This window comes from Virgibacillus salexigens (assembly GCF_000723585.1).
Taxonomy (GTDB): domain Bacteria; phylum Bacillota; class Bacilli; order Bacillales; family Amphibacillaceae; genus Virgibacillus; species Virgibacillus salexigens.
Genome location: NZ_CCDP010000003.1, coordinates 229303 through 242157 on the forward strand (window position 1 = coordinate 229303; position 12855 = coordinate 242157).

Sequence of the window (12855 nt, forward strand, 5' to 3'; positions counted from 1 at the left end):
GTTTCTTGTGAAAGACGTGTTGTTATATGAAGGAAAAGCAAAGAAAGTGTATCAGGCAAAAGGAAAACAAAATCAACTGGTTTTGGCCTATAAAAATGATGCTACAGCGTTTAATGGGGAGAAAAAATCTAGCTTTAACGGAAAGGGACGACTTAATAATGAAATTTCTTCAAAAATTTTCAACTTGCTTCACGAAGCTGGAGTGGAAACCCATTTTATTGATCGGTTAAGTGAAACCGAGCAGCTCGTCTATCAAACAGAAATTATCCCACTGGAAGTAGTTGTTCGTAATGTTGCTGCAGGCAGCATTACGAAACGACTAGGAATTGAAGAAAAGACACCGTTTCATCCACCGCTTGTGGAATTATTCTTTAAGGACGATGAACTTGGTGATCCATTAATTAATGACCAGCATGCATTATTTTTATCCTCCATTACGCAAGATGAATTACAAGAAATAAAAGACAAGGCATTAGAAATAAATCAGCATTTAACTCGTATCTTTCAGTGTATTGGTATCACATTAGTTGATTTTAAATTAGAATTTGGAAGATTAACAGATGGCAGTATTGTACTTGCAGACGAAGTCTCTCCTGATACCTGCCGCTTATGGGATATAAACACAAGTGAAAAACTAGATAAGGATGTCTTTCGCCAAGGTATTGGGGATTTAATTCAAGTTTATGAAGAGATTCTAGACCGTTTGGAGGAGAAAGTATGAAAAAAGTATATGTGCATATTACATTAAAGCAGGGTGTTCTAGATCCACAGGGAAAAGCGATTCAAGCGTCCTTGCATTCACTAGGATTTCAAGAAGTTGAAGATGCGCGTGTTGGAAAAGTCATCGAACTACATGTTCAAGATAGTCCTTATCTCGAAGCGAATGTACGGGAAATGTGCGAAAAATTGCTTGCCAATCCAGTAATTGAAGACTATCGAATTGAAGTGGGGGAGGCTGTTCGTTCGTGAGATTTGCTGTGATCATGTTTCCGGGGTCCAATTGTGATTATGATATGTATTATGCAGTAAAGGAAATACTGGGGAAAGACGCAGATCTAGTATGGTATGAAAATAGTAATCTTTCAACCTATGATGCGATTCTTCTTCCAGGTGGGTTTTCATATGGAGATTATTTACGATCTGGTGCTGTAGCCGCAACATCTAAAGTAATGAACCAAATAAAGGAGCATGCAGCTAAAGGAAAGCCGATTTTGGGCGTATGTAATGGATTTCAAGTTTTAACGGAAGCCGGTTTATTACCAGGTGCTCTGTTACGAAATCAGAACCTATCTTTTATGTGCCATTATGAATCGTTATATGTAGAGAACGATCAAACATTATTTACTTCTGAATATAACCCTGGTGAAGTGGTTCGTTTCCCTATTGCGCATGGTGAAGGAAATTATTTCTGCGATAATAACACCTTGCAATCATTAAAAGCCAATAACCAAATTGTATTTACCTATCAACAGAATCCAAATGGTTCCGTAGCAGATATAGCAGGAATTATTAACGAGTCTGGAAATGTTCTTGGTATGATGCCACATCCGGAGCGAGCTGTAGAAGCAATGTTAGGTAGTGATGATGGACTGCGTTTATTTAAGTCATTGGTACGGAATTGGAGGGAAACGTATGTTGCTAACGCATGAAATTAGCCCAGAGATCATTGAAAAAGATGCAATATACAGAGATATGGGGTTAAGTGATGAAGAATTTCAATTGGTTAAATCGATTTTAAATCGTCGTCCGAATTTCACTGAAACAGGAATTTTTTCTGTCATGTGGTCGGAGCATTGTAGTTATAAGACATCGAAACCATTACTTAAAAAGTTCCCAACAAAAGCTCCACAAGTCTTACAAGGACCAGGAGAAGGCGCTGGGGTCATCGATATTGGTGATAATCAAGCAGTTGTGTTTAAGATTGAAAGTCATAATCATCCTTCAGCTGTAGAACCATATCAAGGAGCAGCTACCGGAGTTGGCGGCATTATTCGAGATGTTTTCTCTATGGGAGCTCGTCCAATTGCGCTGTTAAATTCATTACGTTTTGGTAACATGACCACGGATCATGTCAAGTATTTGTTTTCCGAAGTCGTTAATGGAATAGCTGGATATGGTAATTGTGTTGGTGTTCCAACAGTGGGAGGAGAAGTGCAATTCGATGATTGTTATGAAGATAACCCGCTTGTTAATGCGATGTGTGTGGGGTTAATTAATCATGATGAAATACAAAAGGGGATTGCCGAGGGAATAGGTAATACCGTGTTGTACGCTGGCGCTCCAACAGGTAGAGATGGCATCCATGGTGCAACCTTTGCTTCAGGTGATTTAGGTGAAGATGCAGCAAAAGATCGTCCTGCCGTACAAGTCGGTGATCCATTTATGGAAAAATTATTAATAGAGGCCTGTCTTGAAGTCATTCATTTAGATGCACTTGTAGGAATGCAGGATATGGGGGCAGCTGGGTTAACTTCATCAGCAAGTGAAATGGCTAGTAAAGCAGGAACTGGGCTAGAAATGGACTTGGATCTAGTGCCACAACGAGAGCAAAAGATGTCAGCTTATGAATTGATGTTGTCTGAATCACAAGAGCGTATGCTACTAGTGGTTAAAAAGGGACGTGAACAAGAAATTATCGAAGTATTCCAAAAATACGGTCTTCAGGCGGTAGCTGTAGGTTCGGTAATTCAAAAGAAAGTTTTCCGAATTAAACAACATGGAACTATCATGGCAAATATCCCGGTTGATGCACTTGCTGAAGAAGCACCAGTTAATCATTTGCCTTCACAAGAAGCTTATTACTATAAAACCTTTCAACAGATGGAAAACACGACTCCGTTAGTCGAAGATCATGCAGATGTGTTAAAGCAGTTATTACAGCAGCCAACCATTGCGTCGAAGGAATGGGTTTATGACCAGTATGATTCGATGGTACAAACAAATACAGTAGTTTCACCAGGTTCAGATGCTGCTGTCATACGTATAAAAGGAACAAATAAGGCTTTAGCAATGACGACAGATTGTAATTCTCGTTATATCTATTTAGATCCGGAGACGGGTGGCAAAATCGCCGTAGCAGAAGCTGCTCGTAATATTATTTGTTCTGGGGCGAAACCACTTGGGCTTACCGATGGTTTGAATTTTGGAAACCCAACGAATCCGGAAGTATTTTGGCAAATGGAGAAAAGTATAGAGGGAATGAGTGCTGCTTGTACTGTTTTAGACACACCAGTAATAAGTGGAAATGTTTCCCTTTATAATCAATCCAAAGGAAAAGCAATATTTCCTACTCCAGTGGTTGGCATGGTTGGTTTACATGAATCATTAGAGCATATCACACCGAATCACTTTCAGGCAGCAGGAGATACCATTTATGTTATTGGAGATACGGATAAAGCATTTGGCGGGAGTGAGGTTCAAAACCTGATTCTAGGAAAATATGAAGGAAAAGCGCCATCTATTAACTTACAGTTAGAAAGAAAGAGGCAACAGCAAGTATTAACTGCGATTCATCATGGAGTTATTTCATCTGCTCATGATTTAGCAGAAGGTGGATTGGCTGTTGGTCTTGCAGAGAGTCTTTTCCAGGTTGCGAATCTAGGTGCATCGATTCAACTAACTGGGGAACCGACCGTAGCATTATTTAGTGAAACGCAATCACGTTTTATCGTTACTGTAAAGAAGGGGAAGGAAGCAAGATTCTTAGAATTGGTTGAAGATGCATATGAAATCGGTAAGGTTACAAATGATCAGACATTATCAATTGGTGTGAATGGCAGCAATATAATCAAGGAAGATGTTCATCAACTACGAGAATTATGGAAGGGAGCTATTCCATGCTTGCTGAAATCAAGGGCATAAATGAGGAATGTGGTGTATTCGGAATTTGGGGTCATGAAAAAGCAGCTGAGTTAACGTATTATGGATTGCATTCCATGCAGCATCGTGGGCAAGAAGGTGCTGGAGTAGTTGTCAGTGATGGAAACCAATTGAAAGCACATAAGGGACTAGGACTTGTTAATGATGTTTTTAAAAATGCTGATTTCTCTGCACTATCTGGGAATGTAGCAGTAGGTCATGTACGTTATTCTACACAGGGTGGTAAAGTACTCGAGAATGTACAGCCACTTCTCTTCCGGTCACAAACCGAAAGTATAGCATTGGCTCATAATGGCAATATCATGAACGCTTATAAATTACGAGGCGAATTGGAAGAAGAGGGGAGTATATTACAAACATCCTCTGATACCGAGGTACTCGCGCATTTGATTAAACGTAGTGGGAATAAAATTACGGAAGAAACAATAGCCAAAGCACTAAATCAAGTAGTGGGTGCATATGCTTATTTAATTTTAAAAGAAAATAAAATGTTTGTAGCTTTAGATCCTACAGGGATTCGTCCATTATCGATCGGTCGATTAGGGGAAGCTTATGTGGTTGCGTCGGAAACCTGTGCCTTTGATCAAATTGGAGCAACCTTTGAACGTGAGGTTCTACCAGGCGAGTTAATAACAATTAGTAAGGAAGGTATGACATCTACAAGATTTGCAATGAGAGAGCAGCGAAAAATGTGTGCAATGGAATACGTTTATTTATCTAGACCAGATAGCGATGTGAATCATGTCAATGTCCATGCATCCAGGAAAAACATGGGGAAGGAACTTGCCAAAGAATCAAATGTCTCCGCTGATATTGTCGTTGGCGTACCCGATTCAAGTATTTCTGCAGCAATTGGTTATGCAGAGGAAAGTGGCTTGCCATATGAGATGGGGATTATTAAAAATCGCTATGTCGGCAGAACATTTATTCAACCATCCCAAGAATTAAGAGAACAGGGAGTGAAGCTTAAACTTTCACCGGTTCGAAGCATCATAGAAGGGCAGCGGGTAATCATGATCGACGATTCAATTGTTAGAGGAACAACAAGTAAGCGGATTGTGCAGATGCTAAAAGATGCGGGGGCGAAAGAAGTTCATGTAAGAATTGCCTCTCCTTCCATTAAAAACCCTTGTTATTATGGGATTGATATGTCGACGAGAGATGAATTGATTGCTGCGAACCATACTCTTGAAGAGATTAGTGAAATCATTGGAGCAGATAGTATTGCTTATTTATCGGAAGAAGGTTTAGAGAAGGCAATTTTAAAAGATAAAACCATTCATCAGGGGATATGTACAGCTTGTATGACGGGAAAATATCCTGTGAAGGAAGAAGGAGCAAAAGAAATTGCTTATACAAGCTGCTAATCGAATACGTAGAGGAAGTGGCGTCCATGTCAAACATGTATAGAGATGCAGGAGTAGATGTAGAAAGAGGATATGAAGCAGTGGAACGGATGAAAAAACATATACAACGAACTGCCAGATCGGAAGTACTTGGGGATATAGGTTCCTTTGGCGGCTTGTTTGACCTAACTTCCTTCCAATATCGGGAGCCTGTGCTCGTTTCTGGTACGGACGGGGTAGGGACAAAGCTGAAGCTGGCAATTGAATGGAATAAGCATCAAACAGTAGGTATTGATCTTGTAGCAATGTGTGTCAATGATATTATTGCTCAAGGAGCAAAGCCGTTATTCTTTCTTGATTACATTGCTTGTGGAAACAATAACCCTGCGCAAATTGAACAGATTGTCTCGGGGATTGCCGAGGGATGTGTACAAGCAGGAGCTGCTTTGATTGGTGGAGAAACAGCGGAAATGCCTGGGATGTACCAGAATGGCGATTATGATTTAGCGGGGTTTGCAGTAGGTATGGCAGAAAAATCAAAATTGATAACTGGCGATGCCATCCAACCAGGAGATGTTCTTATCGGACTTCCTTCTAGTGGCATCCATTCCAATGGTTACTCATTAGTGCGAAAGCTCGTTACTGACCTTGACCTAGCAAAATCTTATAGTCTTTCTCAGTCTTTGCTAGGAACATTATTAACCCCAACAAAAATCTATGCAAAATCGATGAGTAAAGCCTTAGAAACCGATAAAATAAAGGGCATTTCTCATATAACAGGAGGCGGATTTTATGAAAATCTCCCTCGAATGTTACCTGTTGGATTGGGAGTTGAGATAGATACATCATCATGGGAAGTTCCAGAGATTTTTCCTTTCCTAAAACAACATGGAAATATAAGTGAGCAAGAAATGTATGGTATTTTTAATATGGGAATAGGCATGGCTATCGTAGTATCTAAACAACATGCAAATGACATGATTCGTTTATTGGAACAGCAGGGAGAAGCCGCTTCAGTGATTGGGACCGTTATGGATCAAGAGGGAGTGCATGTTCGATCATGAATCAAGTGAGAGTAGCCGTTTTTGCCTCTGGAACCGGTAGTAATTTTCAAGCTATGTTAGATGCGGAGAATTTAGCTTGTGACATTGTTCTCCTTGTATCCGACAAGCCCAATGCTCCAGCGATTAATAAAGCAAAAGCACATGGGATTGCGACGTTGGTGTTTGATCCTAAAGGCTTTCCTTCCAAACAAGACTATGAATCTATGCTTATCGAGAAGCTTCGAGTGAAATCGATTCGCTGGATATTTCTAGCTGGTTATATGCGTATTGTTGGTCCAACATTACTAAAAGCATTTGAAGGTAGAATTGTTAACATTCATCCGTCGCTGCTTCCAGCATTTCCTGGAAAGGATGCAATTGGCCAAGCAATAGAGGCAGGAGTTAAGAAAACTGGAGTGACCATTCACTTTATTGATGAAGGTATTGATACAGGACCAATTATCGCACAGGAGGAAGTTTCGATTCCACCAGCTGTCTCCAAAGAAGGATTAGCACAGCGAATCCATCGAGTAGAACATCAATTATATCCGAAAGTCATTAATCAATTAATTCAGAGTGAGGGATAACAATGAAGAAACGTGCATTAGTCAGTGTATCAAATAAACAAGGGATCACAGAATTTGCAAAAGGCTTAATTGAGGCAGATTTTGAAATTATCTCAACAGGAGGTACTTTACGCGTTTTGCAAGACGCTCATATACCTGCTATTGCAGTTGATGAGATTACCGGGTTTCCAGAAATATTGGATGGTCGAGTAAAGACATTACATCCATTCATCCATAGTGGATTACTAGCGAAACGTGATAATAAGGAGCACCAAAGTCAGTTAGCAGAAAATAAAATTACCCCAATTGATATGGTTGTTGTTAATCTTTACCCGTTTAAACAAACGTTACAAAAGCCAGACGTATCGAAAGAAGATATTATTGAAAATATCGATATCGGTGGACCTACAATGCTTCGTTCAGCAGCCAAAAATTATCAAGATGTAGCTGTTATTGTTGATCCAGCTGATTATCAGCATGTACTTTCTTCCCTTCAATATGGTGAATTATCTATAGAGCAAAAACAACGGCTAGCTGCAAAAGTATTTCGTCATACTGCAGATTATGATGCCCTCATTGCAAGCTATTTTGCGGGACAAACGGGCGAAGATTTTCCAGAAACGTATACAATTACATATGAAAAAACCCAATCCCTTCGTTATGGAGAGAATCCCCATCAATCAGCTGCTTTCTACAAACGTTCGATCCCGGAACAAGGTAGCTTAGCTTTGGCGGAACAGCTGCATGGAAAGGAATTGTCATATAATAATATTCAAGATGCAAATGCTGCTTTAGAAATTTTGGCAGAATACCAAGAACCTGCGGCTGTTGCAGTAAAACATATGAACCCGTGCGGCATCGGAGTGGCTGATTCGATCGAAACAGCTTTTCAACGTGCTTATGATGCGGATCCAATTTCTATCTTTGGTGGTATCGTGGCATGTAATCAAGTAATCGATTTGCCCACAGCTGAAAGCCTTAGTGACATATTTTTAGAAATTGTGATTGCTCCTGGATTCTCTGATGAGGCATTGGAACGACTAACAGTAAAGAAAAATATTCGTCTATTAAAACTAGATGTAGCCAATGAAGCAAAACAAGGGCACACGTACACTTCTGTAAATGGCGGTATGCTGATCCAAACGAAGGATCATGGTCGTATTGACATTGATGACTTAACAGTGGCTACAACCCGTAAACCAACAGACCAGGAACTTGAAGACTTATTATTTGCCTGGAAGGCTGTAAAACATGTGAAGTCCAATGCAATTGTCTTAGCTAAAAATAAACGTACAGTTGGCGTTGGGGCTGGACAAATGAACCGGATAGGCGCAGCAAATATTGCGATTGAGCAGGCAGCTGAACAAGCAAATGATGCTGTTCTTGCCTCAGACGCATTCTTTCCAATGCCTGATACTGTTGAAGCTGCTGCGAAAGCTGGTATAACTGCGATTATTCAACCAGGTGGATCGAAACGTGATCAAGACTCAATCGATGTATGTAATGAGTATGGAATTGCGATGGTTTATACAGGTATGCGTCATTTTAAACATTAAGGAAAAGGGGACATTTCATGAAAATCTTAGTTGTAGGTCGTGGAGGACGCGAGCATAGTATTATAATGAAATTAGCTGAAAGCAAAGCAGTCTCTAAGATATTCGCAGCTCCTGGAAATGGTGGGATGTCGCAACAAGCAATCTGTACACTGATTGATGAAATGGATATCGAAGGTTTAGTTTCTTTTGTGAAAACAGAGGCAATCGATTTAACTATTGTTGGCCCAGAAACCCCATTGAATGAAGGAATCGCTAACAGATTTCAACAAGAAGGTTTACCTATTTTTGCACCTACTAAAGAAGCTGCCTTATTAGAAGGCAGTAAACAGTTTGCCAAACAATTTATGGAAAGATACGATATTCCTACAGCAAATTATCACGCTTTTTCATCTGTGGCAGCAGCAAAAGCATACATTAATGATAAAGGTGCACCGATCGTTGTGAAAGCAGATGGGCTTGCCGCTGGTAAAGGGGTAATCGTGGCGCAGACGAAGAAAGAGGCATTTGCAGCTGTTGATCGTATACTTGTCGAAAAGACATTTGCTGAAGCAGGGGCGACCGTTGTCATTGAAGAATGTTTAACGGGAAACGAATTTTCATTAATGGCATTTGTACATGAGGATAAGGTGTACCCAATGGTACCTGCTAGGGATCACAAGCGTGCTTTTGATCATGATCAAGGGCCAAATACAGGGGGAATGGGCGCTTTCTCTCCCGTACCTGATTTAACCGATGAGCACATTGAATTTGCATATAAAAACATCTTACAAAAAACGGTCAATGGTCTGATCAAAGAAGGAAGGCCATTTACAGGTATTCTTTATGCCGGTTTAATGAATACACCTCAAGGACCGAAAGTGATTGAATTTAATACGCGGTTTGGTGATCCAGAAACCCAGGTAATTCTCCCTTTATTAAAGAACGATCTAGTACAAGTTATACAAGATGTCCTTAATGGCGAGGATCCAGAGCTACGTTGGTATAATCAAGCATGTGTCGGTATCGTATTGGCGTCTAGTGGATATCCAGGCGTGTATCAAAAAGAAGTGGAAATTCCGTCGCTACGTGATGGTGCAATCATTACCCATGCTGGAACAAAATATGTCAATGATAAACTTGTTTCGGATGGAGGTCGTGTTCTTCTAGCAGCATCTGTTGCGAATACATTGGAAGAAGCGGCTAATCAAGCATATGCTACTTTTTCTGAAATCGATAAGGATAGTGGGTTCTTTTATCGTACAGATATTGCAAAAACCGAAATGAAGCAAGCCTAGCATATAACTCCGTATATGCTCCGAATGGCTCCCCTCATAATAGACAGGGGAGCTTTTTATGTACAGTAAATAACCTATAACCGTAACAAATGATATGGGTGACTTATTTTAGGAACAGCACGGGTCTGAGTCGTATAATTACATCCCAGTTTGTCTTCACAAAAGTTTCATCTCCATTTACAAAATCATAACAGTATGAAAGGAAAAAATATGGTAAAATAAAGGAAATATAAAGATGATGGAGAGTTGTTGAGCCATGCAAAGAAACGGATATTATTGGAGAAATCGTGAGATTAGACAACATGTACGGATTATTGATGGAAATGCTGCACCTACTCTAGTACTAAAAAATAGTACGTATTTAAACACGTATACCAAACAATGGCTGCAAGCAAACATTTGGATAGACGAGGATCGTATCGTATATGTTGGTGATAACATGCCATTGAATATGAGTGGCACGGAAGTAATTGATTATCAAGGGAAATATGCAGTACCTGGCTATATTGAACCGCATGCCCATCCTTTTCAATTATATAATCCGGAACAATTAGCAAATCATGCTGCAAAAACGGGAACAACAACATTAATAAATGATAACTTGCCTTGGTTATTTTTGTTGCGCAAAAAGAAAGCGTTTTCTATATTGGATGATTTTAGCAAGCATCCTGTGTCCATGTATTGGTGGGCAAGGTTTGATGGACAAACAGAATTACAAGAAGGGGATCAACTATTTCATACAGAAGATGTATTGGCATGGATTAAGCACCCAGCAGTAGTTCAAGGTGGTGAATTAACTGCTTGGCCCGAATTATTAGCTGGAGACGATCGTTTGCTTTATTGGATTCAAGAAACGAAGCGAAAGGGTAAACCGGTAGAAGGTCATTTCCCAGGTGCTTCAGAACGAACATTAACTAAGATGAAACTGCTTGGGGTAAATGCGGACCATGAATCGATAACGGGAGAAGAAGTTATTCGACGTCTGAGGTTGGGATTTCAAGTGGGTCTGCGGCATTCATCGATTCGACCAGACTTACCAAAGCTACTGGATGATATTATTGCTGCCGATCTTAAAACATATGAGAATATAACGTTGACTACCGACGGGGCTACTCCTGGATTTTATAAGGATGGGTTAATCAATATATGTATTGATATTGCAATAAAAAGGGGAATACCGCTTGAAGAAGCTTATTTGATGGGTAGCTACAATGCAGCGAAGCATTTCCGAATGGAGGAACAGCTTGGTAGTATTGCGCCAGGAAGGTTTGCTCATATAAATATATTAGATGAAAAAGATAACCCACATCCCAGCAGTGTACTTGCTAAGGGAAAGTGGATTGTAAAAAATGGAATAGAACAACCAATAGAACAAACTATTAATTGGAAGGAATATGGGCTTGAACCATTGGATTTAGATTGGGAAATTGGAAGTAGAGAATTACAATTCTCCGTTCCAATTGGGCTTGAAATGGTAAGTGATGTCATTATGAAGCCATATCCAATTGAGATTGATATTACTGTTGAAAAGCTGCCGGATAATACAAGCGATGCTTTTTTATTAATGATTGATCGTAATGGCAAATGGCGAGTCAATACTACAGTTCGTGGGTTTACAAAAGATCTTGGGGCAGTAGCAAGCTCTTATTCAACAACCGGAGACCTTGTGTTTATCGGAAAAGATAAACGCGATATTAAATTAGCAGGGAAACGTCTAAGAGAATTAGGTGGAGGAATCGTCTTAGCTCACAATGGGGAAATTATTTTTGAACTGCCGCTCGCTTTAAGCGGAATGATGTTTCATGGCGAAATGAAAGAGCTCATTCGTAAAGAAACTGAGTTGAAAGAGCAGTTAACGAAATTTGGCTATCCCTTTAGCGATCCAGTCTATTCCATATTTTTCTTGTCTTCCACCCACTTACCTTATGTACGAATTACGCCACAGGGTATTATTGATGTAAAGAAAAAAGAGGTACTATTTCCAGCAACAATGTGTTAGCGTATAATATAACATAAAACTTTATCTCAAAAGGTGCTGGTGAAATATGAAAAACGTATTTATTGTACTGTCGCAAATGACAAGTCGTATGGTAAATAGTATAAGCAAGAGGAAGGATTCCGCCATTAAGAACAAGGCGACAAGCCAACTATTTTTAATAATGCTTGTATTATTACTTCTTCTTTCAGCCTGTAGCGATGAAAAGCAAGCCCGAGATAATGAATCGAAGGATAACCAGCTTGAAGATAAGTCCGATTCTTCAGCTGTAGCTGAAGATATTTATCCTTTGACTGGAATAGAATCCAATGATGCTGTTGATAACAGAATCATTGGCGTGATGATCAATAATCATTCAAAGGCAAGACCGCAGACGGGATTATCCCAGGCGGATATTGTCTTTGAGATTCTTGCTGAAGGAAGAATAACCCGATTCCTAGCCCTTTATCAGAGTGAAATGCCAGAGGTAGCCGGTCCGGTCAGGAGTGCGAGGGAATACTATTTCGAGTTAGCTAATGCTTATAATGCGCTGTACCTATATCATGGTGCTGCTACTTTTGTTGATCAAATGATACAAGATAGAGAAATTGACCATCTCAATGGTTCACTTTATGATAATGATGGGGTATTATTTAATAGAGAATCTTTTAGAGATGCTCCTCATAATTCATATTTACAGCTGGGAGCGGTTTATGATAAAGCGAAAGAAAAGGGTTATGATGTCACTGCGGATTATGAGGCCTTACCTTTTCTATCAGAAGACGAAGATGTAACAGGCGATACAGCCGAACATGTAGAAATTGTCTATTCCAACAACAGTCCAATGGAAATCGTTGAATATAAATATGATAAGCGTTCCGAAACCTATACGAGATATAATGATCGGAAAAAGACCGTGGAATTAGAGTCTGACAAACCGATTCAACCCAGTAATGTATTTATTATAGAAACTCCACATCAAGTTATTGACGATGCTGGTCGTCGTGCGGTAGATATGGAATCAGGAGGCAATGCATACTTAATTCAAAAAGGTGTAGTCCAAAAGCTGCAATGGAAAAACAAAGATGGAAGAATTGTTCCAGTTAAAGATGGAAAAACAGTAGCATTTGCTCCAGGTAAAACATGGATAAATGTAATTCCAGCTACCCCGGGACTTGAGGAGTCTGTCACGATATCAAACGAGTAATGGAAGCAG

11 protein-coding genes are annotated in these 12855 nt (G+C 39.8%); all 11 read left to right on the plus strand.

All coding sequences use genetic code 11. The annotated features are described in order from the left end of the window. Positions 1 to 7: 7 nt before the first annotated feature. The 11 genes from purC to BN990_RS19390 all read left to right on the plus strand — a co-directional run bounded on the left by purC (position 8) and on the right by BN990_RS19390 (position 12846). Positions 8 to 721: a phosphoribosylaminoimidazolesuccinocarboxamide synthase gene (gene purC, locus BN990_RS19340; RefSeq protein ID WP_038246445.1), complete on the plus strand. Its 714-nt coding sequence runs from the start codon at positions 8 to 10 to the stop codon at positions 719 to 721. Then, positions 718 to 969, plus strand: a complete 252-nt coding sequence (purS, locus tag BN990_RS19345) for a phosphoribosylformylglycinamidine synthase subunit PurS (protein WP_038246446.1) — start codon at positions 718 to 720, stop codon at positions 967 to 969. The genes purC and purS overlap by 4 nt, the downstream gene beginning before the upstream one ends. After that, the gene (gene purQ, locus BN990_RS19350) at positions 966 to 1649 is read left to right on the plus strand and encodes a phosphoribosylformylglycinamidine synthase subunit PurQ (protein ID WP_038246447.1); all 684 of its coding nucleotides are present in this window, start codon (positions 966 to 968) and stop codon (positions 1647 to 1649) included. The genes purS and purQ overlap by 4 nt, the downstream gene beginning before the upstream one ends. Beyond that, positions 1633 to 3861: a phosphoribosylformylglycinamidine synthase subunit PurL gene (gene purL, locus BN990_RS19355; protein ID WP_038246449.1), complete on the plus strand. Its 2229-nt coding sequence runs from the start codon at positions 1633 to 1635 to the stop codon at positions 3859 to 3861. Before purQ ends, purL begins: the two co-directional genes overlap by 17 nt. Continuing rightward, positions 3837 to 5246, plus strand: a complete 1410-nt coding sequence (purF, locus tag BN990_RS19360) for an amidophosphoribosyltransferase (protein WP_021290757.1) — start codon at positions 3837 to 3839, stop codon at positions 5244 to 5246. The genes purL and purF overlap by 25 nt, the downstream gene beginning before the upstream one ends. Before the next feature lie 26 nt (positions 5247 to 5272). Then, complete coding sequence (purM, locus tag BN990_RS19365) at positions 5273 to 6289, plus strand: phosphoribosylformylglycinamidine cyclo-ligase (RefSeq protein WP_038246451.1); 1017 nt, start codon at positions 5273 to 5275, stop codon at positions 6287 to 6289. Beyond that, on the plus strand, positions 6286 to 6855 hold the full coding sequence (purN, locus tag BN990_RS19370) for a phosphoribosylglycinamide formyltransferase (protein ID WP_021290755.1): 570 nt from the start codon (positions 6286 to 6288) through the stop codon (positions 6853 to 6855). Before purM ends, purN begins: the two co-directional genes overlap by 4 nt. Before the next feature lie 2 nt (positions 6856 to 6857). Further along, on the plus strand, positions 6858 to 8390 hold the full coding sequence (purH, locus tag BN990_RS19375) for a bifunctional phosphoribosylaminoimidazolecarboxamide formyltransferase/IMP cyclohydrolase (protein WP_038246453.1): 1533 nt from the start codon (positions 6858 to 6860) through the stop codon (positions 8388 to 8390). Between the two features lie 17 nt (positions 8391 to 8407). Further along, positions 8408 to 9664, plus strand: coding sequence for a phosphoribosylamine--glycine ligase (gene purD, locus BN990_RS19380; RefSeq protein ID WP_021290753.1), 1257 nt, complete (start codon positions 8408 to 8410; stop codon positions 9662 to 9664). A gap of 256 nt (positions 9665 to 9920) precedes the next feature. Beyond that, positions 9921 to 11663 (plus strand): adenine deaminase C-terminal domain-containing protein, encoded by a 1743-nt coding sequence (locus BN990_RS19385; RefSeq protein WP_038246456.1) that lies wholly within the window; start codon positions 9921 to 9923, stop codon positions 11661 to 11663. A gap of 46 nt (positions 11664 to 11709) precedes the next feature. Beyond that, positions 11710 to 12846 (plus strand): DUF3048 domain-containing protein, encoded by a 1137-nt coding sequence (locus BN990_RS19390; protein WP_021290751.1) that lies wholly within the window; start codon positions 11710 to 11712, stop codon positions 12844 to 12846. Positions 12847 to 12855: the final 9 nt, after the last annotated feature.

Bases quoted from the DNA above. Each gene is read 5' to 3' on its own strand.
- purM (WP_038246451.1), top strand. From the start codon at position 5,273: ATGTCAAACATGTATAGAGATGCAGGAGTAGATGTAGAAAGAGGATAT.
- purL (WP_038246449.1), top strand. From the start codon at position 1,633: ATGTTGCTAACGCATGAAATTAGCCCAGAGATCATTGAAAAAGATGCA.
- BN990_RS19390 (WP_021290751.1), top strand. From the start codon at position 11,710: ATGAAAAACGTATTTATTGTACTGTCGCAAATGACAAGTCGTATGGTA.
- purF (WP_021290757.1), top strand. From the start codon at position 3,837: ATGCTTGCTGAAATCAAGGGCATAAATGAGGAATGTGGTGTATTCGGA.
- purS (WP_038246446.1), top strand. From the start codon at position 718: ATGAAAAAAGTATATGTGCATATTACATTAAAGCAGGGTGTTCTAGAT.
- purN (WP_021290755.1), top strand. From the start codon at position 6,286: ATGAATCAAGTGAGAGTAGCCGTTTTTGCCTCTGGAACCGGTAGTAAT.
- BN990_RS19385 (WP_038246456.1), top strand. From the start codon at position 9,921: ATGCAAAGAAACGGATATTATTGGAGAAATCGTGAGATTAGACAACAT.
- purD (WP_021290753.1), top strand. From the start codon at position 8,408: ATGAAAATCTTAGTTGTAGGTCGTGGAGGACGCGAGCATAGTATTATA.
- purH (WP_038246453.1), top strand. From the start codon at position 6,858: ATGAAGAAACGTGCATTAGTCAGTGTATCAAATAAACAAGGGATCACA.